23 protein-coding genes and 1 pseudogene are annotated in these 24808 nt (G+C 63.4%); 13 read left to right on the forward strand and 11 right to left on the reverse strand.

Annotation, left to right across the window (positions count from 1 at the left end):
* Positions 1-526: 526 nt before the first annotated feature.
* The 3 genes from erpA to clcA form a co-directional block, all read right to left on the reverse strand.
* Positions 527-877 carry an iron-sulfur cluster insertion protein ErpA gene (gene erpA, locus AB5Y94_RS05930; RefSeq protein ID WP_005304404.1) on the reverse strand — a complete coding sequence of 117 codons (351 nt, stop codon included), beginning with the start codon at positions 875-877 and terminating at the stop codon, positions 527-529.
* A gap of 90 nt (positions 878-967) precedes the next feature.
* Positions 968-1663, reverse strand: coding sequence for a DUF6776 family protein (locus tag AB5Y94_RS05935; RefSeq protein WP_242762363.1), 696 nt, complete (start codon positions 1661-1663; stop codon positions 968-970).
* An 86-nt stretch (positions 1664-1749) separates the two neighbouring features.
* Positions 1750-3144, reverse strand: a complete 1395-nt coding sequence (clcA, locus tag AB5Y94_RS05940; protein ID WP_368205172.1) for a H(+)/Cl(-) exchange transporter ClcA — start codon at positions 3142-3144, stop codon at positions 1750-1752.
* A gap of 224 nt (positions 3145-3368) precedes the next feature.
* Here clcA and hemL point away from each other — a divergent pair, with 224 nt between their 5' ends.
* Together hemL and AB5Y94_RS05950 are read left to right on the forward strand one after the other, a co-directional pair.
* Positions 3369-4655 (forward strand): glutamate-1-semialdehyde 2,1-aminomutase, encoded by a 1287-nt coding sequence (gene hemL, locus AB5Y94_RS05945; RefSeq protein WP_211049082.1) that lies wholly within the window; start codon positions 3369-3371, stop codon positions 4653-4655.
* A 199-nt stretch (positions 4656-4854) separates the two neighbouring features.
* Entirely contained in the window at positions 4855-5670 is an 816-nt protein-coding gene (locus AB5Y94_RS05950) for a hypothetical protein (RefSeq protein ID WP_368205173.1), read from the forward strand.
* A gap of 60 nt (positions 5671-5730) precedes the next feature.
* On the opposite strand, the pseudogene AB5Y94_RS05955 reads toward AB5Y94_RS05950, so the two are convergent.
* The 3 genes and pseudogenes from AB5Y94_RS05955 to AB5Y94_RS05965 form a co-directional block, all read right to left on the reverse strand.
* Positions 5731-5844, reverse strand: a pseudogene (locus AB5Y94_RS05955) (permease); the annotation flags it as partial.
* A gap of 32 nt (positions 5845-5876) precedes the next feature.
* The gene (locus AB5Y94_RS05960; RefSeq protein ID WP_368205174.1) at positions 5877-6779 is read right to left on the reverse strand and encodes a sulfite exporter TauE/SafE family protein; all 903 of its coding nucleotides are present in this window, start codon (positions 6777-6779) and stop codon (positions 5877-5879) included.
* 263 nt (positions 6780-7042) lie between these two features.
* Positions 7043-7759 carry a phosphatase PAP2 family protein gene (locus AB5Y94_RS05965; RefSeq protein ID WP_368205175.1) on the reverse strand — a complete coding sequence of 239 codons (717 nt, stop codon included), beginning with the start codon at positions 7757-7759 and terminating at the stop codon, positions 7043-7045.
* A 212-nt stretch (positions 7760-7971) separates the two neighbouring features.
* Here AB5Y94_RS05965 and AB5Y94_RS05970 point away from each other — a divergent pair, with 212 nt between their 5' ends.
* Positions 7972-8499, forward strand: coding sequence for a DUF2937 family protein (locus tag AB5Y94_RS05970; protein ID WP_024942507.1), 528 nt, complete (start codon positions 7972-7974; stop codon positions 8497-8499).
* A 65-nt stretch (positions 8500-8564) separates the two neighbouring features.
* Here AB5Y94_RS05970 and AB5Y94_RS05975 read toward each other — a convergent pair whose 3' ends face one another.
* Both AB5Y94_RS05975 and AB5Y94_RS05980 read right to left on the reverse strand, forming a co-directional pair.
* A complete protein-coding gene (locus tag AB5Y94_RS05975) occupies positions 8565-10145 on the reverse strand; it encodes a response regulator (RefSeq protein ID WP_017766313.1) in 1581 nt (526 codons plus the stop codon).
* A gap of 111 nt (positions 10146-10256) precedes the next feature.
* Positions 10257-11138 (reverse strand): LysR family transcriptional regulator, encoded by an 882-nt coding sequence (locus tag AB5Y94_RS05980; RefSeq protein WP_201971335.1) that lies wholly within the window; start codon positions 11136-11138, stop codon positions 10257-10259.
* Between the two features lie 157 nt (positions 11139-11295).
* Here AB5Y94_RS05980 and AB5Y94_RS05985 point away from each other — a divergent pair, with 157 nt between their 5' ends.
* On the forward strand, positions 11296-11694 hold the full coding sequence (locus tag AB5Y94_RS05985) for an SMR family transporter (RefSeq protein WP_005304437.1): 399 nt from the start codon (positions 11296-11298) through the stop codon (positions 11692-11694).
* Positions 11682-12002: an SMR family transporter gene (locus tag AB5Y94_RS05990; RefSeq protein ID WP_017766311.1), complete on the forward strand. Its 321-nt coding sequence runs from the start codon at positions 11682-11684 to the stop codon at positions 12000-12002. The genes AB5Y94_RS05985 and AB5Y94_RS05990 overlap by 13 nt, the downstream gene beginning before the upstream one ends.
* Positions 12003-12094: 92 nt before the next feature.
* Here AB5Y94_RS05990 and AB5Y94_RS05995 read toward each other — a convergent pair whose 3' ends face one another.
* The 3 genes from AB5Y94_RS05995 to hrpB all read right to left on the reverse strand — a co-directional run bounded on the left by AB5Y94_RS05995 (position 12095) and on the right by hrpB (position 17556).
* The gene (locus tag AB5Y94_RS05995; RefSeq protein WP_017785098.1) at positions 12095-12490 is read right to left on the reverse strand and encodes a VOC family protein; all 396 of its coding nucleotides are present in this window, start codon (positions 12488-12490) and stop codon (positions 12095-12097) included.
* Positions 12491-12532: 42 nt separating this feature from the next.
* Positions 12533-14854, reverse strand: a complete 2322-nt coding sequence (mrcB, locus tag AB5Y94_RS06000; protein WP_368205176.1) for a penicillin-binding protein 1B — start codon at positions 14852-14854, stop codon at positions 12533-12535.
* A 254-nt stretch (positions 14855-15108) separates the two neighbouring features.
* Positions 15109-17556 carry an ATP-dependent helicase HrpB gene (hrpB, locus tag AB5Y94_RS06005; protein WP_368205177.1) on the reverse strand — a complete coding sequence of 816 codons (2448 nt, stop codon included), beginning with the start codon at positions 17554-17556 and terminating at the stop codon, positions 15109-15111.
* A gap of 156 nt (positions 17557-17712) precedes the next feature.
* On the opposite strand from hrpB, the gene thpR reads away from it, so the two are divergent.
* The 8 genes from thpR to panC all read left to right on the forward strand — a co-directional run bounded on the left by thpR (position 17713) and on the right by panC (position 24790).
* Complete coding sequence (gene thpR, locus AB5Y94_RS06010; RefSeq protein ID WP_368205178.1) at positions 17713-18240, forward strand: RNA 2',3'-cyclic phosphodiesterase; 528 nt, start codon at positions 17713-17715, stop codon at positions 18238-18240.
* 42 nt (positions 18241-18282) lie between these two features.
* Positions 18283-19026 (forward strand): DNA/RNA nuclease SfsA, encoded by a 744-nt coding sequence (gene sfsA / locus AB5Y94_RS06015; RefSeq protein ID WP_368205179.1) that lies wholly within the window; start codon positions 18283-18285, stop codon positions 19024-19026.
* A 119-nt stretch (positions 19027-19145) separates the two neighbouring features.
* Positions 19146-19595: an RNA polymerase-binding protein DksA gene (gene dksA, locus AB5Y94_RS06020; protein WP_005304459.1), complete on the forward strand. Its 450-nt coding sequence runs from the start codon at positions 19146-19148 to the stop codon at positions 19593-19595.
* A gap of 113 nt (positions 19596-19708) precedes the next feature.
* Positions 19709-20617, forward strand: coding sequence for a tRNA glutamyl-Q(34) synthetase GluQRS (gluQRS, locus tag AB5Y94_RS06025; protein WP_368205219.1), 909 nt, complete (start codon positions 19709-19711; stop codon positions 20615-20617).
* Positions 20618-20936: 319 nt separating this feature from the next.
* Positions 20937-22436: a polynucleotide adenylyltransferase PcnB gene (pcnB, locus tag AB5Y94_RS06030; protein WP_099359928.1), complete on the forward strand. Its 1500-nt coding sequence runs from the start codon at positions 20937-20939 to the stop codon at positions 22434-22436.
* An 11-nt stretch (positions 22437-22447) separates the two neighbouring features.
* Entirely contained in the window at positions 22448-22957 is a 510-nt protein-coding gene (gene folK / locus AB5Y94_RS06035) for a 2-amino-4-hydroxy-6-hydroxymethyldihydropteridine diphosphokinase (protein WP_368205220.1), read from the forward strand.
* Positions 22954-23748 (forward strand): 3-methyl-2-oxobutanoate hydroxymethyltransferase, encoded by a 795-nt coding sequence (gene panB, locus AB5Y94_RS06040; protein WP_005304470.1) that lies wholly within the window; start codon positions 22954-22956, stop codon positions 23746-23748. The genes folK and panB overlap by 4 nt, the downstream gene beginning before the upstream one ends.
* Before the next feature lie 184 nt (positions 23749-23932).
* A complete protein-coding gene (gene panC / locus AB5Y94_RS06045; protein WP_065017865.1) occupies positions 23933-24790 on the forward strand; it encodes a pantoate--beta-alanine ligase in 858 nt (285 codons plus the stop codon).
* The last annotated feature ends 18 nt before the right edge of the window (positions 24791-24808 follow it).

Below are 24808 nucleotides of genomic sequence, written 5' to 3' on the forward strand. Positions count from 1 at the left end.
CAGCGTTCAATCTGAGCCATGATCAAACTCTTCAATTTAAGTTTGGTTGCTTCGAAAAGCGGCTCAATGAATTGCTGAATTAACTGCTGCAACTTTCGTTGCTTTGGTCACTTCATCAGACATTGAAAATCAAAAATTGTTTTTGATGCTCGATGCTGTGAGTGCCCACACAGATTGCTTGATTCAAATTGTTAAAGAGCAGGGTCTGAAACTATAACCCTAACCAGCTTGCTTTGCAAGGCTGACCAGACGCGCACTGCGCCGTGCTGATGGAGGCGCATTATAGGGATATGATTCTCGCTGACAAGCGAAAACTCCGTGTTTTTTTGAAAAAGACGTTCAAGTGTTTAACTAACCACCAATCAGGATAAAAAGCACTCCAGCAATAACCCAAAAGAGGCCCACTCCGGCTATTTAGCGTTACCGCCTGGTATGGCCATCCCACTACAGACATGCCAAGACGGCACAGATGCAGAAACGAAAAGGGCCCCTTGGGGCCCTTCGATATCACGGGTATCTCTATATCTCAGATAGAGAAGCTGGAACCACAGCCACAGGTGGTAGTTGCATTGGGGTTGGTCACGGTGAAGCGGGAGCCTTCCAGACCTTCGGTGTAATCCACACTGCCGCCAACCAGATACTGCAGGCTCATGGGATCGATCACCATGGTGACCCCGCTCTTCTCGACCACGGTATCCCCTTCGTTGATCTTCTCATCGAAGGTGAAACCATACTGGAAACCGGAGCAGCCACCGCCCGTGATGTACACCCGCAGCTTGAGCTCGGGATTTTCTTCTTCGGTGATCAGGGTCTTCACCTTGTTGGCTGCCGCATCCGTCATCTGGATGGGCAACGGGGCTTCTGCTACTGCACTCATTACTGACCTCACAACCGTTAAATCCACAAACATGGAAACCGCGAAATTATCCAATACCCGACCATTCAGTTCAAGTATTCACCAAGCTTCTTACTGTGCGGCCGGCACCGGTGCCGGTGGAGCGACCACCAGCGGCTTGATCACCTCGCCCCATTCGGCCAGCAGCTCCTGGGCCGGTTGCCGGCCATCCTTGCTGATGGTGATCCGTACCCGGTCCGGTACAAAGCCTTCCGGCAACTGCCAGTTGCCTTCCAGCAGCTGGAAGTAACGCAGTGCATAGCGCCCCTCTCCTACCTTCATTCCCAGCTCACGGCTGCCGAGGGTTCTGGGCTTGTCACCCTGGCTTCCTTCCACCTTTATCTGTACCTGACCGCGGAACAGCTCGCGCTTCTTGGCGGGCTGGGTCAGCGCCAGCCGATAGTGATAACGGCCAGGGATACTGGTCTCCTGCAGGGTGAGGTTGTCGATCACCACCCCCACCTGCTCGCCGGTGGGACGCATGATCCGCTCGAAGAAAGCCAGCTGGCGCTTCTGCTCCTGCACCTGGGCTTCCTGATCCTTGAGCGCCTGTTGCAACTGCTCGAATGCTGCCTTCTGGGTAGCCAGCAGGGTCTCCTTGATGCCGAGCTCGCTCTTGAGCTGGCCAATGGCCTTGGCCTGGCGTTCCAGCGTCTCCTGCTGAACCGTCAGCAGGCTGCTCTGGGCCAGCTCCTGGCGATTACCGACGAAATAGCCGATGAGCGCCCCCACCATCAGCACTGCCAACCACTTCATTATCTGGGACATAAGGCCTCTTTTGTTACTGCGCATACTGCGGCCACGCTCCCTTCACTATACGCGACACAAGCAGATTCAGGCCGGCAGACAAAGAGTTAACCGGCACTGGCGCCGCTTTCTCCCCGCTTTTGACGCGCCGCGAGCCGTAAAGTTCGCTCCAGGATCTGGGAATAGATGGGGCGGCCCCCCAACCACTGAGCCACCAGGGTCGCACCGACCGTGGTGATCATCATGGGCAGGATCAGCTGATAGTTGTCGGTCATCTCGGTCACCAGCACTATGCCGGTGATGGGCGCACGCACGGTGGCAGCAAACAGCGCCCCCATACCGGCGATGGCAAAGGCGCCCGGTTCGATGCCAAGTTCGGGGAAGGCCGAGTGGAACAGGTGACCAAACACCACCCCGAACAGGGTGCCCAGCGCCAGGGTCGGCGCGAATACCCCACCCGGCGCGCCGGAGCAGAAACAGACCAGAGTGGCGACCAGCCGGATGGAGAAGATGAGGAACAGGGTGGCCATCGCATACTCCCCGCCCATCAGGTGAGGGATAAGCTCGGTGCCGCCACCGGTCACCGCCGGGGCGAACAGCGACAGCACGCCGAAGGTGCCCGCCACCAGCATGCCGATGGCCACGAAGCGATGGCGCTTGTTTTGATGCAGTGCCAGATAACCATCCTGGCAGGCCAGCACCAGCTTGTTGAAGACGAACCCCAGCACGCCGAAAGCGGCCCCCATGAAGAGGAACAGCCAGAGCGCCTTGAGAGCCGGTGCATCGTAGTGAGGCAAGCTGATCACGGCCCCCTGCCCCTTCATGTTCTGCAGCATCAAGGTCGCCATGATGGCGGAGATGCCCACCGCCTTGATGGCCAGAAAGGAGTAGCGAAACTGCGGTCGCATCTCCTCCATCACGAACAGGATCCCCGCCAGCGGCGCATTGAAGGCGGCGGCCAGACCGCCGGCCGCACCGGCCGCCAACAGGGCATGGCCGTGCTCCTTCGGCAGCCGGAAGATATCCGCCACCATCTTGCCGAGGTTGCCGCCGATCTGCACCGAGGGCCCCTCCCGCCCCAGCACCATGCCGGAGCTCAGGGTGCAGATACCGCCGAAGAACTTGACCGGCAACACCCGCCACCAGCGCACCGGCCGCAGTTCGTCCATGGCCCCCTCGATCTCGGGAATGCCGGAGCCCCCCGCCTCCGGCGCAAAAGTATGGGTCAGGAAATAGCCGATCATCCCCAGTAGGGCGCTGAAACCGAAGCCGAGCAGACCGAGCTGCCACCAGGGGCGATCGGCCAGCAGATCGACACGCTGCTGCGCCAGCCAGTGGACGCCGGACTCGAACAGTCCACAGACCAGCCCGGCCAGGGTTCCGACCAGTGCCGCCAACAGCAGCACCAGTAGAGGCATCTTGTCTTGATGAATGATCCGCCGCAGGACGGGGCCACGGGGAGGCGAGAGCGGTTCGGCAGAGGATAAAGCTTGTTGCGACATGAAAAAAACCACATTCGTTTGCTGACGGAGGTGACGACATCCAGCCTGCTGCCCGGCTGCCCAGCACCGGGCCTTTCTGCTATAGTCGGCCCGTTTCATTTAACACGGGGCAGTCCTTGGCCAGGGAGTCAAGAGCGCAAGCATACTCCAGCTCCCCCCGACTGCCGAGCCGCAATCGGCCACCTGCACCTGTGTGACGACCAAAATCCCATTAAGGATGATCCATGTCAAAATCAGATCAGCTGTTTGAACAGGCCCGCCAGACCATTCCGGGCGGCGTCAACTCACCGGTCCGCGCCTTCAATGGGGTCGGCGGCACACCCCGCTTCATCGATCACGCCGATGGCGCCTACCTCTATGACGTGGACGGCCAGGCCTACGTGGATTACATCGGTTCCTGGGGCCCCATGCTGCTGGGTCACAACCACCCGGCCATCAAGGCCGCCGTCATCAAGGCCGTCGAGAAAGGGCTGAGCTACGGCGCCCCCACCGAGATCGAAGTGCTGATGGCCGAGAAGGTACGCCAGATCGTCCCCTCCATGGAGCAGGTGCGGATGGTCAACTCCGGCACCGAGGCCACCATGAGCGCCATTCGCCTGGCCCGCGGCTACACCGGCCGCGACAAGATCGTCAAGTTCGAAGGCTGCTACCACGGCCACGCCGACTCCCTGCTGGTCAAGGCCGGCTCCGGCGCCCTCACCCTGGGTCAGCCCAACAGCCCGGGCGTGCCTGCCGACTTTGCCAAGCACACTCTCACCTGTGTCTATAACGATCTGGACTCGGTACGCGAGGCCTTCAGCCAGTACGGCAGCGAGATCGCCTGCATCATCGTCGAGCCGGTGGCCGGCAACATGAACTGCATCCCGCCGGTACCTGGTTTTCTGGAAGGGCTGCGCGCCATCTGTGACGAGTTTGGCGCCCTGCTGATCCTGGATGAGGTGATGACGGGTTTTCGCGTCTCCCTGCGCGGCGCCCAAGGCCACTACAACATCGACCCGGATCTCACCACCCTCGGCAAGATCATCGGTGCCGGCATGCCGGTCGGCGCCTTCGGCGGCAAGAAGAAGGTGATGCAGCACATCGCTCCGACCGGCCCGGTCTATCAGGCAGGCACTCTCTCCGGCAACCCGGTGGCCATGGCCGCCGGCCTCACCATGCTGGATCTGCTGCTGGAGCCGGGCCTCTATGAGCAGCTGAGCGACAAGACCGCCCGGGTTGCCGAAGGGCTCAAAGCCGCCGCCGCCAAACACGGCATCCCGCTCGCCATCAACTACGTGGGCGGCATGTTCGGCTTCTTCTTTACCGAAGAGCCAGAGATCACCCGCTATGAGCAGGTGACCCGCTGCGACATGGAGCGCTTCAAGCGCTTCTACCATCTGATGCTGGAAGAGGGCGTCTATCTGGCGCCGAGCGCCTACGAGGCGGGTTTCCTGTCGCTGGCCCACGGCGACAAGGAGATCGAACACACCCTGGCCGCCGCCGAGCGCAGCTTCGCCAAGCTGGCCGGCTAAGTAGTCGCCATCTGTCGCACAAGGGCCCTTCACGGGCCCTTTTTCATTCTCCCCTCGCCATGCCCGCTGCCGGTGCAATCTGCCCGTCGGCAACCGTGATTTGTCACCAAACGGTGCAACCCCCACCACAGTCGTTGTCATAAAGCAGGCCCACAATTTGCAGCCGTCAGCAAGACCCACCCTTTGTGAGCAGGTAGGTATGGCGGAAATGAGCCCCATCGATGTGCTGCGACGCTATCAGGAGTACGAAGCCGAACTGGCCCCCCTGCTGCTGGGGCTGCTGACAGCGCCACCCGATTCACTCAAGGATTACCCCTTTATCCTGCATCAGGCGCCCAGCCGGGAACCGCTCGGGATCCTGCCGCCAGTGCCTGCGCCGCAAGCCCGTTTGCATCTGATAGTGAGAGGTCATGGCCGTGAACTGACCCTCTGCCTGAACCAGCTCATCGCCTGGCTGATGGGGGACAGGGAGCGGCGCTGGGCCATGCCCTGGTTCAAGGGGGTTTATGTGGTGCTGAGTCTGGCGCTGTTTCTGATCGTCGCGACGCTCATCTGGCACGGGCTGGAGCAGCTCTATCTGCTGCTGTGCGGGGCGCAGCAGAACCGGCTGGGGGCCTTCAGTGCCATCATCTTCCTGACCCTGGCGCTGGCGGTATTCGATCTGGGCAAGACCATTCTGGAAGAGGAGGTGCTGCTGCATAAGGACATCTTTCGCCACAGCGCCATTCGCCGCACCATTACCCGTTTCATCGCCGCCATTCTGATCGCGGTCTCCATCGAGGGGCTCTTGTTGCTGTTCAAGGGATCATTAGGCCAGAGCGAACTGCTCTGGCCGGCGGTGGGGGTGATGGGGTGCGCCGTGGGGCTGCTACTGGCCCTCGGGCTCTATGTGTTTCTCGGGGCCAGGGCCGAGGCGGCGTTGGTGCAGGCCAGCCTGCGACCTCTGCCAGCCGGGGTTGTGGCGCCCGTCGCGCCGCCCGCCAAGAAGCGGGCATGGTCCAGGAGGTATAGATAACGCTAAAGGCCTGCAATCACATCAATACTCCACGGCCAGCACCGGCACGCGCCGTACTGGCTAACCAGTGACGCCTGCCAGCCGGGGTTGTGGCGCCCGCCGCGCCGCCCGCCAAGAAACGTACCTGGTCCAGGAGGTATAGATAACGCTAAAGGCCTGCAATCACATCAATACTCCACGGCCAGCACCGACTCACGCCGCACTGGCTAACCAGTGACGCCTGCCAGCCGGGGTTGTGGCGCCCGCCGCGCCGCCCGCCAGGAGGCGTACATGGTCCAGGAGGTATAGATGACGATGAAGGCCACCAGCCATTTGAGCATCGCCATGTCCATGGATTTGACCAGCATGGCCGCCAGCACCACGCCGACCGGGCCGAAGATGGCCACCGCCAGCACAGCCTTGGCGTCGAAGGCACCCTTGCGGATGAAGGTGCCCGCCGAGAAGACGCTGAGCACGGCGGTGGAGCCCATCATGATGGGAAATGCCGCCAGCGGATTCATGCCGAGCAGATAGACCAGGGTCATGCAGGGGGCGAACAGGCCGATGCCCACGTTCATCAGCACACCGAAGAGGAAGTTGCCGGCGAGCGCGATCCCGAGCTTGTAACCGGTCAGCCCCATGGCATCGCCACCGAGGGGGAACAGCCCCAGCAGGCCCGCGAAGATGAGGCCAGCCACCACCAGCAGGGAGACCGCCATCACCAGCCGGATGGTCTGGCGATCGAACGAGGCGACGTGGCGCGCCCCCCAGGCCGCACCGGCAGCGGCGGCCACCATCATGCCAATGAGGGTGAGCGGATCCACCTGCACGGCGCCGATGAAGATCAGCGACTGGGTGACCGTCGGCAACACGCACTGGCCGTTGAGGGTGCCCGGCAGCAGCCGATCGTCGATCAGCTTGAACTGCTTGTAGCAGGCGGTCTTCACCGCGAAGCTGCCAACCCCCAGGGTATCGAGAAAATTGGCGACAAAACCGATGGCCGCCACCGGCCAGAAGGGGGTCGACTCCAGCGCACCCTGTTGCCGCTTGTGCCACCAGGCCCATACCAGCATGAAGATGAACGCCAGCGCACAGATGATGAATATCAGGCGCAAAAGATTAATTAACATACAGAGTTCTCCAGCAACGGGCGGCGATTCTAAGGCAGCAAAAATAAAAAATCTTGGCCCTGATCAAGCATTCAGCCCATGCAAACGATTCCTTGGAGAAACTCTTGTTAGGCACGCCCGAACGAATCTGCTAATACTTCTCTATGAGGGCCAGCAGGCCTGGGGCCGTCGGTGGTAGTCATGGTCATTTCGCGACGACCACAGTCACCGGCGGGAAGTAGACAAAAAGAAGGCCGGTATGCACCGACCTTCTTTTTTTATTGCTAACTCGCCGGTGTTTTACCCGCCAGCCACTGCCAGCCCGGCAGGCGTGGCAGCCGCTGGGCGATCCAGCCGACCAGCGCATCCGACAGCCCGGTCGACAGCAGCAGCGGCAGGCAGAGCAGGGTCAAGGAGAGGGCGCCGACATAGACATCCGTCAGCCAGTGGGCGCCGGAGAGGATGCGGGGCGCCGAGAACAGCGGCACCATCAGCAGCGCCGTCACCCCGGCCCAGCGCGGCAGATAGCGCAGGGCAAAACCGGCGAAGATCATCAGGAACAGGGCGTGATCGCCGGGGAAGCTGTCGCTGGACGAATCCTTGGTCGGGATCCCGCTGAGCTGGGTGACCCGCAGTGCATCCGCCACCATCAGGGTCGGGCTGGGCCGGCTGACCGGCAGCAGATGACCAAACTGGTTGATCACCAGGGCCCCCAGCAACATGACACACCCCATGGCCACCAACCGGCGACGCCCCTGCTCGTCCGCACGCCAGAAGCAGCGGGAGAGGATAAGCCCCATGCAGGAGAGCACCGCCAGATCGAACAACCGGTTGTTGGTCACCGCCACCAGATCGGCCCACCATTGGGCCTGACCCAGCCAGCCATTGACCAGATGGAAGACAACGAGATCCCACCGATCCCAGGGGCCGTGCTCAGGCAGAGCGGCCCAGCTGACGGCGATGAGACCACCCAACAGATAACAGGGTATAAATTTGCGCATACGGACTCTCCTCCCCGAAAAATGGGGCCGTATTTTAGAACATAAGAAGCGTGACGTGAATCACACAAATGAGGGGGGGAAGCAAAGTTCATGGGGAAAACAGAGCGGCAGATGGGGTTCCGTTTAAGCCCTTTCTGAAATGTTCCGATCCAGATGGCGGGCTTGGCCGTCCCTGACCTTGCGGCTAGTATGGAGCTCTTCCCTTTCGCGAGATGAACAGCAATATGCGCAGCTACCTCAGGATGATGCTGTTTGCCCTTGGCCTGCTGGCCGGCGTGCAGATCCCGGGTCTGATCGACCTCTACTACCAGCGGCTGGATGCCCGGCTGCAACAGGCCAGCCTCAGCCTTGCCCCCTTTCAGGAGACGGCAGACCAGCACTTCGACGGCGATCTGACGGCCCTGGTCAACCACTACCGCACCAACCCGGATCCGGTCTTCGCCAAGGATGCGGCCAGCCTGCAACTGCTGGTCAGCCAGCGTCAGACCCTGCAGCAGGAGAGCGTCTACAAGGACGCCCCCTGGTACCGGCAGCTCGCCCACCTGCTGCTGCGTGCCGAGCCCCAGCTCTGGCAGGATACCCTGCAAAACTACAGCTACGTGGTACCGCTCAAGCAGGCCGCCATCGTCTGCGGCATGGCGGCGGGCTTGCTCGCGGCCCTTGTCGGCGATCTGCTGCTCGGCCTTCTGCTGCTGCCGTTTCGCCAGCGCCAGCCCAGGGTACGCTACGGCCAGCGCTGATCCCTCAGCCAGTCCCCGCCAACAACAAGGGGGCCGCGGGCCCCCTTGTTGTCTCTTGCTCACCCCTACAGCTCGTAGGGCAAGCGCGATTCGCTGACCAGCCGGTTGAGCGCCTTCACCACCTCGGGATCGAACTGACTGCCTGAGCGCGACATGATGTACTCCATGGTCTGGGCCAGCGACCAGGGCTCCTTGTAGGGGCGTTTGCTGAGCAGGGCGTCGAACACGTCGACCACCGCCACGATGCGGGCCGACAGCGGGATCTGCTCGCCGGCCAGCTGCTCCGGATAACCCTTGCCATCGAAGTGCTCATGATGGCCGCGGGCGATCTCGGCCCCCAGCGACAGATAACTGGTCCCCTCCACCATCTCTCCCGCCTTGTGCAATATGCTGGCACCGATGTCCGCATGCTGCTCCATGATGGCCCGCTCGTCCGGCTCGAACCGCCCAGGCTTGTGCAGGATGTGGTCCGGCGTGCCCACCTTGCCCACATCGTGCAGTATGCTGGCCATGCCGATCATGTCGACGAAGCCGGGTGTCAGCTCGTCGGGATAGGCACCCGCCTGTTGCAGCTCCGCCACGATGGCATCGGAGAGTTTCTGCACCCGCAGCACGTGATCACCGGTATCCGAATCGCGAAACTCCGCCAGCGCCGCCAGCGCCACCACGGTGGCCTCCTGGGCGCGCAACAGCTGGTTGTAGAGATAGAGGTTGTCGTATGCCGCCGAGATGCGCTGACAGAACACATCCAACAGATCGCACTCGAGCGGGTCGAGCGGCTGGGTAGGGGTGAAGTTGAGCACGAACTCGCGCCCGTTCTGGGCGGCGATGTAGAGCGCATCCTGGGGATGCTCGAAGCGGTTGCAGCGATTGGCCAGCGCACTCATCACAGAGTCATGCAGAGCCGGGAAGGTAGTGAGCGGCACGTCACTCAGCAGGGATTCATAGTCGCCGGTAGCGGCCAGGATCTCCAGCTCCTGCGAGCCGGGTCGGCGCTCGGCGCAGATGGCCCCCTCGGTGCCCACATCGAGAATGGCGCTGATCTGCTTGAGCACGCCGGAGGCAAACTCCCGCAGCGAATGCAGGTGATAGAGATCCCCCGCCCCCTCCAGTATCTTGCCGAGCCCCTGCCGGCTCTTGTCGATGGCGCAGAGAGTCTCGTAGGAGCGCAGGGAGGCGATGACGGTGGTGTAGAGCTTCTGCACCGTCAGCTCGGTCTTGGTCTTGTAGTCGTTGATGTCGTAGTCGAGGATCACCCGCTGCTCGGGGGCCTGCCCGGGCTGGCCGGTGCGCAGCACGATGCGGACCAGGCCGTTCTTCATCTCGTTGCGGATCTGGTGCACCAACCGCAGGCCGGCGTCCTCGGTCTCCATCACCACGTCGAGCAGGATCAGGGCGATGCGCGGGTTGGCCTGCAGCATGCGGGCAGCCTCGGCACCGCTGTAGGCGTTGAGCAGGGCTAGCGGGCGGGATTTGTACTGAATGTTGGAGAGTGCCAGCCGGGTGGCATGATGAATGTCCGGTTCGTCATCGACGATCAGCACCTGCCAGGGATTGGCCATCCTGGTCACCACGGCCTCATCGTCATCCAGCTCGATGATGTCGTCATCCAGCCAGATCTCGTCCTTGTCTTGGGCACTGCTCATATCGTTCACGCCTCCAGGCGCTGCATGAGGGTACAGACAGTATGTACCATCAGGCCGCGATGGATCACAAGCCCCGCGCGATCCGCCTGCCACCATCCATGAACAGATGACTCACTCGAACGGTTCGAGATAGGCCTGGATCGCCTTGCGCAGCCAGGCCAGCACCCTGCCGTGATAGGCATTTTCCGACAGATAGACGCCGTAGTCCCGCCACTGCAGGCTGAACTTGTGCTTGAGGGTGATCAGAGAGCCTTGGCGCAGCTGACTCTGGATCAGCGGCGACGGCAGCACGGCCCAGCCGAGGCCGTCGAGCACCGCATCGCGCATCAGCTCGAAACTCGACAACCCGATGTGGTGGCCGCCGATGGGCAGCAGGCTCTTGACCGAGAATTCATCCACGTAGGAGAGGGTGACCTGGGTGTGGCCGGTCAGATCCTGCTGCAGTACCCGCTTCAAGCTGGCCAGCGGGTGGCTCGGCGCCACCACCATCAGGGTGCGGATCGGGTTGAGCACCTCGATGTTGAGGCCGCTGCGCTCCTGCTCCTCGGTGATGAGGCCAAAAGCGGCGTCCACAAAACCCTCCTCCACCAGCGCGGGCAGCTCGGGCGGCGAGGCCAGCACCAGCGAGATGCTGGTGCCGGGAAACCGGTGACGCAGCTGGCCCAGCATCTCCCGCCATACCGCCTCGGGAATGGCATCATCCCGCGCCACCCGCAGCGCCACCTCGGCGCCGGAGGCGTAATGTTCGCACTTGAGCTTGAGACTGTTGGCCGCCTGCAGCAGCCGCTTGCAGTCGTCCAGCACCTGCTCGCCAATCTCGGTCAACCGACTCTGGTTGGCCCCTCGTTCAAAAAGTTCGACGCCAAGCTCCACCTCCAGTGCCGCTATCGCCGTACTGACCGCACTGCGACTCTTGCCAAGCCGGCGCGCCGTGTTGGCAATGGAGCCGCTACTGGCTGATTCCACAAAGAGTTGTATCTGGTAGAGCTTCATGATCCGGGTCGAGAGCTGGGTATCCGATATTCACCTTACCTCGCCCGCTTCTGCCAAGGCAAACTGTCAGCGTCTGAATTGTCGACGCTCAGCGATTCCAGCCTCCCGCCGGGTGGCGGCTATCATGGCCCCCGTCGCAGCAACAAAAGGACATTTTATGTTATTCAATCGCATGCTCCTGGCCCGCATCTTCCTGACGGGCGCCATCCTGACCGAGGTCGCCGGCACCTCCAGCATGGCCATGATCCCGGAGAACGAAGCCGGCTGGCTCAACTACCTGCCCATGTGGCTGCTCATCTCCTTCTCCTACCTGTTGTTGGCCAAAGCCGCCAAAACAATCTCCATTGGCATTGCCTTCGCGCTCTGGGAGGGGCTGGGGATCGCGCTGATCACCGTCGTCTCCGTGCTGTTCCTCGACTACCAGCTGAATGCTCAGGAGTTGATCGGACTGGCGCTGGCCATAGTGGGGATTGTTCTGGTGACGATGGGCGAGCGCCACGATGAACCGGCCGCTCGCACACCCCGTGCCAACGAGGAGGCCGTATGCACCCGCTGATGATAGTGCTGGGCGCGGCCTTGCTGGATATCGGCGCCAACATGGCGATCAACCGTTCGGTCGGTTTTCGTCACAAAGGCTGGGGATTCCTCGGCATCCTGCTGGTGCTGTGTGCCTTCACCCTGCTGTCGGAAGCGGTCAGCACCGGCCAGATCGATCTGGCCGTGGCCTATGCCACCTGGGGTGCCATCGGCATCCTGGGCACCGCCCTCGGCGGCCTGCTGCTGTTTGGCGAGCGGCTCAAGCCCATCGGCTGGGTCGGCATGCTGGTGATGGCCGTCGCGGTCACCCTGCTCACCACCGCCTGATCCCGAGATTGCATCCATGAAAAGCAGCCGCCAGGTACACCGGGCGGCTGCTTGTTTTTGGGCATGGGTTCATGACGGCGAGCGCCCCAGCACTAGGCTTCGTAAAGCTCCAGCGGCAGGCCGTCGGGGTCGGCGAAGAAGGTAAAGCGGCGGCCGGTCAGCTCGTCCACCCGCACCGGCTCCACCTCGACGCCATGGCCCTGCAGATGGGCGATGACCCGGTCGAGATCCGAGACCCGAAAGGCCAGGTGGCGCAAGCCGCACGCCTCCGGCCGGGAGGGGCGCGGGGGCGGCGCCGGGAAGCTGAACAGCTCCAGCTGGCTGCCGTCCGGCAGCGCCAGATCCAGCTTCCACGACTGGCGCTCGGCCCGCAGGGTCTCGGCGATGATGGGCAGCCCCAGCACCTGGTGGTAGAAGTGGCGCGAGCGCGCATAGTCGCTGGCGATGATGGCCACGTGGTGGATGGCATCGAACAGGGGAAGGCTCATGAGCACTCCGGGCAGACGGGCAGCCAGGGCTGCCCGCCGCGGTCAGTTGAAGAAACCGTTGAACCAGTTGTCCAGCGCATTGACCGGGCTGGACACCGGGCTGGCGCAGCCCATGGGCTCGGCCAGTCCGGCCAGCTTGGCCGGTACCTGCAGACTGCCCGGGCAGTCGCTGGTGACCCGGGTGCCGCTGGCACGGGAGAAGCTGGCCCAGCTCACCCCCTGCGGCATGTTCATGGCCAGGCTGTTGACCCCGCGCTGGCTCATGTAGCCGCTGAACAGCTGCAGGGCACCGCTGGCGCCGGTCAGGCCGGCCGGGGTGTTGTCGTCGCGACCGACCCAGATGCTGACCAGCTCGTTATTGTCGAGGCCGGTGAACCAGGAGTCGCGCAGCTCGTTGGTGGTGCCGGTCTTGGCCGCCATGGTGGCACCGGGGAACTTGGCACCGAGCGCTCGCGCCGTGCCCTGGCTCACCGTCTTGGTCATGGCGAACAGGGTCAGCCAGCTGGCCTGTTCGTCGGTCACCCGCTTGGCCGCTTCGTCATGCTGATAGAGCTTGCTGCCGTCGCTGTTGACCACAGCCCGGATCGCCGACAGCGGCTGGGTCAGCCCCTGGTTGGCGATGGGCAGGTACATCTGGTTCACCTCCATCGGCGAGAGGGCTACCGCCCCCAGCACCAACGAGGGATAGGGCTGGATCTCCTGCTCTACCCCCAGCTTGTGCAGAGTGTCCACCACCTTGTCCAGCCCCACCTGCAGACCCAGATTGACGGTCGGTACGTTGAGGGAGCTGGCCAGCGCATCCATCAGCGGCACGCTCTGACGGAACTTGCGGTCGTAGTTTTGCGGGGTCCAGATCTGGCCATCCTTGCCGCGAATGCGGATCGGCTGATCCTTGAGCGGCGTGCCCAGAGTCAGGCCGTTGGAGAGGCCGGTCAGGTAGACCGCCGGCTTGACCAGGGAGCCTATCTGGCGGCGGGCATCCAGCGCCCGGTTGAAACCGGCGTAGCGCGGATCCCGGCCACCCACCATGGCCACCACCTCGCCCTTGTGCCAGTCGGAGACCACCATGGCCGCCTCCAGCTTCTTCTTGCCACGTTGCTTCTCGATGGTGGCCAGACCCGACTCCACCGCCTGCTCGGCGGCGTGCTGGGCGATGGGATCCAGGCTGGTGAAGATCTTGAGGCCGGACTGCTTGAGCAGATCCGGGCCGAAGCGGCTCTGGATCTCCCGCTTGAGCAGCCCCATGAAGGCCGGGGTGCGGCCATAACTCATCTGGCCGCGGGTGATGATGCCGAGCGGCTGCTTGCTGGCCAGTTCATACTCGGCCGGCTGCAGACTGCCGTGATCCATCAGCAGCTTGAGCACCAGATCACGGCGCGCCTTGGCCCGCTCCGGGAAGCGCCAGGGATCGTAATAGGAGGGGCCCTTCACCATACCCACCAGCAGGGCCACCTGATCGATGTCCAGCTCGTTGACCGGAATGCCGAAGTAGAAGTAGGAGGCGAGCCCGAAGCCATAGACCCCCTGGGAGAAGTTCTGCCCCAGATAGACCTCGTTGAGGTAGGCCTCCAGGATCTCGTCCTTGCTGTAGCGATAGTCGATCAGCACCGCCATGTAGGCTTCCTGCGCCTTGCGCCACAGGCTGCGTTCCCGGGTCAGGAAGAAGTTCTTGGCCAGCTGCTGGGTCAGGGTACTGCCCCCCTGCACGGTGCGCCCCGCCAGCAGGTTGGCCGCCATGGCGCGCATGATGGCCACCGGTGAGACGCCGCCGTGCTGGTAGAAGTCCCGATCCTCGGTGGTGAGCAAGGTCACCAGCAGGCTGTCCGGCACCTCGGCGAGGCGCACCAGCAGGCGATCCTCCCGATCCTCGGTGTTGAGGCGATCGAGCAGCACAGGGTCCATCTGGGCGTAACCGAGCTGATGCTGGTTCTCCAGCGACTGGATCCCCTCCAGCCGCGCACCGTTGAAGGTGAGGCGCAGGCCGCGGGCGCCGTCGGCCCCGTCATGGAAGGCAAACGGCCGGCGAACAAGCTCGATGCGATTGCCGCTCACCGCATACTCGCCCGGGGAGTGGGGCTGGCGCACCTGCTTGTAGCTCAGCATGTTGAGCTCGCGCAGCATCTGGGTCTGGGAGAGGCGCTGGCTGGGATAGAGCTCCAGCGGCCGGCTGTAGACCATCACTGGCAACTGCCACTTCTCGCCGTCGAAGCGTTCACGCACCTTGGTATCCAGGTAGATGCCAAACACCACCATGAAGGCCGCTCCCACCAGGGAGAGCTTGAAGCCCAGCCAGAACAGCGTGCGCCAGATGGTGCGTTTGGGCGCGACCTTCTTGGGAGTGCGCTTGCGTCGTTGCGTTGCCATAAATCCTCTTTGCTTCTCTTTCTACTTATGTTGTCGCATTCGCGAACGTCCGATCGGGCCTGACCAATCGAACCGGGATCCTGAGTTTCATTTCGCCAGACAAATGGCTGCCCCCTCATTCCCAACCCTTCTCCCATCTCTTTGAAAAGGGAAAGGAAAAAGGCGCAAACACCCAGCTCGATCGGTTTCCTCTCTGAGAGAGTCAGGGTGAGGGGCGTCTGCTGGCGCTGGGCTTCGCCATGCCCAGCAGCAATCTACAATCCCATCTTCTTCTTGGTGACCCTGGTCGGCATCGCTTCCAGCGGGTTGTCCGGCCAGTAGTGGCGGGGGTAGCGTCCCTTCATCTCTTTTTTCACCAGCTCGTAGGAGCCGGCCCAGAAGGCGGCCAGATCGGCGGTGATCTGCAGCGGCCGCTGGGCCGGGGAGAGCAGCTCTACCACCAGTGCCACCCGGCCGTCGGCTACGCACGGAGTCGTGGCCTGACCGAACATCTCCTGGATGCGCACCGGGATCACCGGCGCCTGACCAGGCTGATAGCGGATCCGCACCCGGCTGCCGGTCGGCGCGGTGAAGTGGCCGGGCAGCGCCTCGTCCAGCCGTCTTGGCAGGGGCCAAGGCAGAGACTGGCGCAGGATGTCGGCAAGGTCGAGCTTTTTCAACTGCTCCAGCCGGGTCATGCCGCTCACCGCCGGCAGCAGCCACAGCTCCAGATTGGCCAGCAGGTTGTCGTCGTCCATGGCGGGCCAACCCTCGTCAGGCAGCCAGTCGGCGGCGCAGCGCAAGCGGGCCAGCAGCCCCTCGCTGGCGTCATCCCAGGGCAGCACATGCAGCCCCTTGCGGCGGATCCCCTGCAGCAGGCAGCGTCCCTTCTGTTCATCGGAGAGATCCGTCAGCGGCCGCTGGCTCAGCACCAGCTCGCCGAGCACCTGCTGGCGTTCGGCCCGCACCCGCTCCTCGCGCTCGTCCCAGTCGAACCACTGGCGCTCGCCGACCAGCTCAGGCAGCTGGCGCACCAGCTCATCCAGCTCCACCGGCTCGGCGATGAAGATGCGGCTGCCGCGCTCGTTCTGGCCCATCTCGATGGCAATGAGCGCCCCCTGCCCCTGACAGGGGTGACCTTCTACCAGATCGCAGCTCACCCCGCCACTGAGCTGATAACGGCTGCCGCTGCGCAGCTTGCCGATGCGATCGGGCCAGGCGAGGGCACACAGCAGCCCCAGCCATTGCCCCTGTGCACTGGTGGGGCGAGCGCCGAGCCGCTCGAACCAGCGCGCTGCACTCTGGCGCAGGGCTCCCTGACGGCGGTGGAATAGTACCGAGAGGCGCTCCGATCCTCGCAGATCTTCTTCCAGCAGCGCCACCAGGAAAGCCGCATCGGCGACAATCCCTGTCAGACCCTCGGCTTCCAGCTCGCGGGCGCGCAGCAGCATGCGGGCAAGCCGGGGATGGGTACCGAAGGCCGCCATGGCGCGGCCGGCCGGGGTAAGTTGTTGCTCACCCTCCGGCTTCATGGCGCCGAGGCACACCAGCAGCCGCTGGGCGCTGGCCACGGCGGCGGCCGGCGGCATGTCCAGCAGCGGCAGATCTTCGACCTTGGCCCCCCACTGGGCAGCGTCCAGCAGCAGGCCGGTCAGCTCCTGGGTGAGGATGTCGGGGGGGCTCTGCTCGGCGAGGCGCTCCTGCACCTCGCTGCTCCAGAGCCGGTAGCAGACGCCGAGGCCGAGACGACCGGCGCGCCCCGCCCGCTGGGTGGCGGAGGCTTTGGCGATGGGGCGGGTCTCCAGCCGGGTGACGCCACTCTTGAGGTCGAAGGAGGCGCGCCGCTCCAACCCGCTGTCGACCACCACCGAGATCCCCTCGATGGTGAGGGAGGTCTCCGCCACATTGGTGGTGAGTACCAGCTTACGACGCCCAGCAGGCGCCGGCTCGATGGCCGCCTGCTGGGCCGCCATGTCGAGGCGGCCGTAGAGGGGGGCGAGGGTCACCTCGTCCGGCAGCCGTCCTTCCAGCCACTGCGCCAGCCGCTCGATCTCTCCCTGCCCCGGCAGGAACACCAGCAGGCTGCCGGCGTGGGCGGCCAGCGCCTCCAGCACCACGGCGCCGACCTGGGGCTCCAGCCACTGCTGGCGATTGGCGGGGCGGTAGTGGTAGTCGATGGGAAAACCGCGCCCCTCGGAGCGCACCACCGGGGCCTCCGGCAGCAAGGTCTCCAGCGCCATACCGTCCAGGGTGGCAGACATCACCAAGAGCTTGAGGTCATCGCGCAGCCCTTGCTGGCTTTCGATGGCGAAGGCCAGCGCGGTATCGGCGTGCAGGCTGCGCTCGTGGAACTCATCGAAGATGACCAGGGAGACGCCGGTGAGTTCGGGATCCTGCTGCAGCATCCGGGTCAGCACCCCCTCGGTGACGATCTCGAGCCGGGTAGCTGAACTGGTGCGGCTCTCGCCGCGTACCCGCAGGCCAATGCGCTCGCCCACCTTCTCCCCGAGCTGGCGCGCCAGAAAGCCCGCTATGTTGCGCGCTGCCAGGCGTCTGGGTTCCAGCATGATGATGCGACCGGGCAGCCGGTTCTGGCGCACCAGTTCCAGCGGCAGCAGGGTCGATTTGCCCGCGCCGGGGGGCGCCTGCAGGATCACGCTGGCATGGTTGTCGATGGCGGCAAAGAGTGCAGGCAGCACCGACACTATGGGGAGGGAAGACAAAGGGATCAGCACCTTCTTGTTGCAAGCCGTAAAACGGCGCCTATTCTGCCACAGCCTGCCCGGCCACCGTGAGTGGATGTCGGCCGGCGAGACAGGAGCGGACGGCTGCCATAGAATGGGCCACCCTGTCTGCATGAAAGAGGCACCCTCACCCGAATGGCCAAACTCTTCTTTGCCCTGCCCGCCGAGGCGCTGGCCACCGATATCGTTGCCTGGCGCGATCAACTGCCCTGGCCGGGCCAGCCGGTCCCCGCCGCCAACCTCCACCTGACGCTGGCCTTCCTCGGCGAAGCGGACGAGACCACCACCGCGCAGCTGATGGCCGCCGTCGAACGCCAGCACTGTCCGCCGCTCACCATAGCGCTCAATGAAACCGGCTGGTTCGGCCGTGCCAAGGCCGCCTGGATTGGCCCGAAAGAGTGGCCCAACGAGCTCACCGTGCTGGCCAGGGCGCTGCGTCGCCATGGCGAGAAGCTGGGGCTTGGCAACGGCGAGCAGGGCTATCGCCCCCACGTCACCCTGTCGCGCAAGGCGAGCGAACCGCCGGCGCTGCTGCCCGCCCCCGACTTTGTGCTGCGGGCCGACCGCTTCTGCCTCTATCAATCCCTCTCGACCCCGGACGGGGTGTGCTATGAGCCCCTCGCCTGCTGGCCGCTGCGGGCCAGAGAGAAGATGGCATCCTGACCGGCTGCCATGCCCAGACTCATCGATTAAGAGAGCCATACCATGATCTTCGATCCCCCCCTGCAATCCGGGCAGCTGGTCGCCCGCTACAAGCGCTTCCTGACCGACGTGCGGCTCGACAACGGCGAGGTGATCACCATCCACTGCGCCAATACCGGCGCCATGACCGGCTGTGCCGAGCCGGGTACCCGGGTCTGGTACTCCACATCAAGCAACCCCAAGCGCAAGCTGCCCCACAGCTGGGAGATCGCCGAGAGCCCGGCCGGTCACTTCATCTGCGTCAACACGGCCCGCGCCAACCAGCTGGCCCGGGAACTGATCGAGCAGGATGCCCTCGCCCCGCTGCGCGGCTATGCCCGGCTGCGCACCGAGGTGAAATACGGCGAAGAGAACAGTCGCATCGATCTGCTGCTGGAAGATGACCACCTGCCTGCCTGTTATATCGAGGTGAAATCGGTGACCCTGCTCGACGAGCGGGAACAAGCCGGCATGGGCTACTTCCCCGATGCGGTAACCACCCGTGGCGCCAAGCACTTGCGTGAATTAATGGCCATGAAGGCGGCAGGGCACAGAGCCGTGCTGTTATTTATGGTTTTGCACTCAGGAATCGTGAGAATGCGCCCGGCAGCGCATATAGATCCGCACTATAGTCTGGTTATTGAGCAAGCAATTGCGGCAGGGGTTGAAATTTTATGCTATCGACCCCATGTTGGGGTGCAGAGCATGGTGGCACAAGATTTTATCCCGTTTGAATCTTGTCACCTGCTACCCGAGGGCAGCGAATAAATGTTGGAGTGGGTAACATTATTGGTACGGCTTGTTTGCCTCCAAGTTACCCTTCTGCTATAGATGTCGCCCTCAATTTATGGATGGCACGGGTAGCGTGCTGAATTAGGAGACAGGGCATGCCAACAGGCGAAAACAGGAAATCTCTGGGCCCCCTGGCCATTGCGGGTGTGGCGCCTTACCAGGAAAAACCGGGTGAGGAGTACATGAATGACCAACAAAAGGCACATTTTCGCAAGATCCTGGGAGCCTGGCGCAACCAACTGATGCAGGAAGTTGACCGCACCGTTGACCACATGAAGGATGAGGCTGCCAACTTTCCGGATCCAGTGGATCGCGCCGCGCAGGAAGAAGAGTTCGCGCTGGAACTGCGTACCCGCGACCGCGAGCGCAAGCTGATCAAGAAGATCGAGAAGACCTTGCTGCTGCTCGAAGACGACGACTTCGGTTACTGCGAACACTGCGGCATCGAGATTGGCATCCGCCGTCTGGAAGCCCGTCCGACCGCCGACCTCTGCGTTGACTGCAAGACGCTGGCCGAGATCAAGGAAAAACAGATGGCCGGTTGATACCGACCTCTGGCATGACACAAAAAAGGGAGCTCGCGGGCTCCCTTTTTTATTGAGCTTTTGGCCGGGTCGTCCCAGAATGCTGCCTCAATGCCTTTTTTATCCGAATGACCATGTCCGTGAATGCCACCCCGTCATCCCCGCCCCTCCCTTATATAGGCCGCTTTGCCCCCTCCCCTTCGGGTCCGCTCCACTTCGGCTCCCTGATTGCGGCGCTCGGCAGCTTTTTGCAGGCCAGGGCACAACAGGGGCACTGGCTGGTGCGCATCGAAGATATCGATCCGCCGCGGGAGATGACTGGAGCCGCCGACCTTATCCTCAAGACCCTTGAGGCCCATGGCCTCGGGTGGGATGGCGAGGTGATGTACCAGAGCCGGCGTCACGCCCGCTACGACGAGATCATCGAGCAGCTCTACCGGGCCGGCGATCTCTACTGGTGCCGCTGTACCCGGCGCGAAATCATGGCGAGCGGCGGCTTTTACAACGGCCACTGCCGCACCCTCGGACTGAGCGCAGAGGGGTGCGCCGCCCGCCTGCGCCAGCATCACCCGGTCTACGATTTCGAGGATGGCTTGCAGGGTCATATCGCGGTGCCGGCGGCGCTGGCCGAGGAGGATTTCATCGTGCGCCGGCGCGATGGCCTCTACGCCTACAACCTGGCGGTGGTGGTGGACGACATGGACTGCGGCATCACCGAGATAGTGCGCGGCGCCGACCTGCTGGAGCCGACGGTGCGCCAGATCGCCCTCTACCAGACCCTGGGGGCGCCAGTGCCCGCCTGGGTGCACCTGCCGCTGGCGGTGCAGGCCGACGGCAACAAGCTCTCCAAGCAGAATCACGCACCGGCGCTGGCACAGGACGAGGTGCGCCCGGCCCTGTGGCGGGCACTGCACTTCCTCGGTCAATGTCCGCCCCCCGAGCTGCTGGCGAGCCGGGTGGACGAGATCATCGACTGGGGCATAAGCCACTGGCAACTGGCCAAGGTGCCCGCCAGCGAGAAGATCCCGCTGGCTGATGGCTGAGCCGAACCGGCCGTGTTTGTCTGATTGAACGTGAATCGCCTGAGGTTGGTCGTGATTTTACCGGGATAATCCGTTTCAAACGGGATCAATTGCCAGCACGGTTTTTCATTTGGTTAGACGTGAGCTATTGAATAGACCGCTATTTTTTGCGGCAATCCTGATTCAAACGGGATCAATTACCAGCACGGTTTTTAATTTGGTTAGGCGTGAGCTATTGAATAGACCGCTATTTTTTGCGGCAACACTGATTCAAACGGGATCAATTGCCAGCACGGTTTTTCATTTGGTGAGGCGTGAGCTATGATAGGCCGCTATTTTTTTGGCCTCCCGTCAATTTGAAGTCATAACGAGGTGTACCATTTTTTCCCAGATCGCAAACTTTTGCCGCAAGGTGCTCGGCAAGGAAGACGGCGAGCAGTCGGTGGAGTCCCCCATTCCGGCCCGTGTCGCCGGGCAACGTCGTACCTTAAGCCGTGACCAGCACCCGATTTCGCGCAAAGAGATCAGCGAGAATGCACTCAAGGTGCTCTATCGCCTGAACAAGGGCGGCTACGAAGCCTACCTGGTCGGCGGCGGGGTACGGGATCTGCTGCTCGGGAAGACGCCCAAGGATTTCGACATCGCCACCGATGCGACGCCGGAGCAGATCAAGTCACTGTTCAGCAACTGCCGCCTGATCGGCCGCCGTTTCCGGCTGGCCCACATCGTCTTTGGTCGTGACGTGATCGAAGTGGCCACCTTCCGCGGTCACCACCATCAGGTCAATACCAGCAAACATGTGTCGGCCCAGTCCGATGAAGGGATGCTGCTGCGCGACAACGTCTACGGCACCATCGAAGAGGATGCCGAGCGTCGCGACTTTACCGTCAACGCCCTCTACTACAGCGCCAAGGATTTCACCCTGCACGATTTCGAGGGCGGGCTGGAAGACCTGGCCGAACGCAAGCTGGAACTCATCGGCGACCCCGAGACCCGCTACCGGGAAGATCCGGTGCGGATGCTGCGCGCCGTGCGCTTCGCCGCCAAGCTGGACATGACCATCAGCCCGCGCACCGCCGCCCCCATCAAGGAGCTGGCGCCGCTGCTGCAGGATATTCCGGCGGCCCGCCTGTTTGAGGAGACCCTCAAGCTGTTCCTGGCCGGCGATGCGCTGGCCACCTACAAGCTGCTGCGCGAGTACGGCCTGTTCCAGCAGCTGTTCCCGCAGGTAGCCGCACTGTTCACTCCGCACGGCAACTCGCCCTACGAGCAGTTCATCGAGCAGGCGCTGATCGATACCGACACTCGCGTTCGTGAAGAGAAGCGCGTCACCCCCGCCTTCCTCTACGCCACCCTGCTGTGGGGCTGCGTCGAGGCCCGCGGCCGGGTGCTGGAGAACGAGAGCGGCCTGCCCTGGTATGACGCCTTCATGCTGGCGATCAACGAGGTGCTGGACAACCAGGTGCGGATCATCGCCGTCCCGCGCCGTTTCACCACCGATGTGCGCGACATCTGGGCCCTGCAGCAGCGGCTGACCCGCCGTCAGGGCCGCCACCCCGAGCGCGCCATGGAACACCCCAAGTTCCGTGCTGCGTTTGACTTCCTGCTGCTGCGCAACCGGGTCGAGCGCGGCCTCGGCGAGCTGGCCAGCTGGTGGGAACGCTACGTGGAGTCCAACCCGGACGTGCGCCCGCAATTGCAACGGGAGGCGACTCGCCGCCCGGCCAGCGGTGAGCGTGGTCAGAGCGGTGCGGCCCGCAGCAACGATGGCGAGAAACGCAGCAGCAACAGCCGCAACCGTCGTCGCCCCCGTCGTCGCAAACCGAAAGCGGCCGAGTGACAACTGACGTGATGACCGAGGTCTTCGTCGCCATCGGCTCCAACCTGGCCGACCCCGTCGGCCAGGCTCGCCGCGCCATCGCCGCGCTGGCGACCCTGCCGGATTCCGTGCTGGTGCAGGCCTCGTCGCTTTACAGCAGCCGCCCCATGGGCCCTGCTGATCAACCGGACTACGTCAATGCCGTGGCCCGGCTCAACACCCGGCTGGCGCCGCTGGCGCTGCTGGATCAACTGCAAAAAATCGAGCTGGAACAAGGACGTGTGCGCAAGGATGAGCGGTGGGGGCCGAGAACCCTGGATCTCGATCTGCTGCTGTTTGGCGATCAAGTGATCAACACAGAGCGCCTCATCGTTCCCCATTACGGCATGCAGGAGCGGGAGTTCGTGCTGCTGCCCCTGGCCGAAATCGCGCCCGCTCTGGTGCTGCCCTGCGGCACGCCGCTCGCACAACTGGTTGCCCGCTGCCCGCGCAATGGTCTTGCCATCATTGCGCCGAGTGCAGACGAACAGGAGCCTCTATGAGCAAGATCACCACCACCAACCTGCTGAAGATGAAGCAGGAAGGCCAACGAATCACCGCCATCACCGCCTATGATGCCACCTTTGCCAAGCTGTTCGACGACGAGGGCGCTCACGTGCTGCTCATCGGCGATTCGCTGGGCATGGTGCTGCAGGGTGGCCAGGACACCCTGGCGGTCAACATGGACGAGATGGTCTATCACACCCGTTGCGTGGTGCGCGGAACGACCAATGCCCTGGTGGTGAGCGACATGCCGTTCATGAGCTATGCCACCCCAGAGCAGACCTATCAGAACGCCGCCCGGCTGATGGCAGCCGGTGCCCGCATGGTGAAGATGGAAGGGGGCGACTGGCTGTGCGACTCCATCCGCCACCTGACCCGCAACGGCGTGCCGGTGTGCGGCCACCTCGGCCTTACCCCGCAATCCGTGCACGTGTTTGGCGGCTTCAAGGTGCAGGGGCGCGACGAGTTCCAGGCCCAGGAGATCTACCGTCAGGCCCTCGAGCTGCAGGCTGCCGGCATCCAGCTGCTGGTGCTCGAGTGCGTGCCCACTTCGCTGGCCGAGCGCATCAGCAAGGCGCTGCGCATTCCGGTGATCGGCATAGGTGCCGGCCCGGCCACCGACGGCCAGATCCTGGTGATGCACGACGCCTTCGGCATCACCTCCGGCTATGTGCCCAAGTTCACCAAGAACTTCCTGGCCGAGACCGGCGACATGCGCGCCGCCATCCGGCTCTATGTGAAGCAGGTGAGCGAAGGGACCTTCCCGGGCCCGGAGCACTGCTTCAACTGATGTGATGCCGTGACGAGAGCGGGGGCCTGCGCCCCCGTTTCGCCCTCCGGGGCAGAGTGAGCCCCCTCTTTTGATGATTCATCCCAAGGTAACCGCCGATGATGATGCCGCGCGTTGACACTTCGCGCTTATCCGCACGGGCTCCTGCCCGCCTCTCTTTGATCTTTTCGAAGGTGAACAGTTGATGTTGGTCGTTAACAATCCCGCCGCTCTGCGTGAACAGATCGGCCAATGGCGCCGTGAAGGGCGCGCCATCGCATTCGTGCCCACCATGGGCAACCTGCACCAGGGCCACCTTACCCTGGTGAAGGAGGCGCACAGCCACGCCGAGAAGGTGGTGGTCAGCATCTTCGTCAACCCGATGCAGTTCGACAAGGCCGAGGATCTCGCCAACTACCCGCGCACCCTGGAGCAGGATTGCGCCGCGCTGGAGGCGGCCGGTGTCGATATGGTGTTCACGCCGACCCCGGAGATCATGTATCCGCAGGGGCTGGCCAGCCAGACCTTCGTAGAGGTACCGGGCCTCTCCACGCTGCTGGAAGGGGCGCTGCGTCCGGGTCACTTCCGCGGCGTCAGCACCGTGGTCACCAAGCTGTTCAATCTGGTGCAGCCTGACGTGGCCTGCTTCGGCCAGAAGGATTACCAGCAGCTGGCGCTCATTCGCAAGATGGTGGCCGACATGGCGATGCCCATCCAGATCGTCGGCGTGCCCACCGTGCGGGCCGAAGATGGGCTGGCGCTCTCCTCGCGCAACGGCTACCTGACCGCCGCCGAGCGGGCCCTGGCCCCTGAGCTGGCGCGCACCATGAACTGGATCGCCGAGCAGATTGAAGCGGGTGACCATCACCTGCCCTCCCTGGTGGCCCAGGCCAGCCAGCGCCTCGACAAGGCCGGTTTTCGGACCGACGCCATCGACATCGTCGATGCCGCCACCCTGGAAGCGGCCACCGACGAGAGCGAGCAGCTGGTGATCCTGATGGCGGCGTATCTCGGCAAGGCCCGCCTCATCGACAACCGGGTGGTGACGCTGGCCCGCCCCTGAGCAGCTGCACCACTGACA

The sequence above is a fragment of the Aeromonas sp. s5 genome (assembly GCF_040907865.1).
GTDB lineage: Bacteria > Pseudomonadota > Gammaproteobacteria > Enterobacterales > Aeromonadaceae > Aeromonas > Aeromonas dhakensis.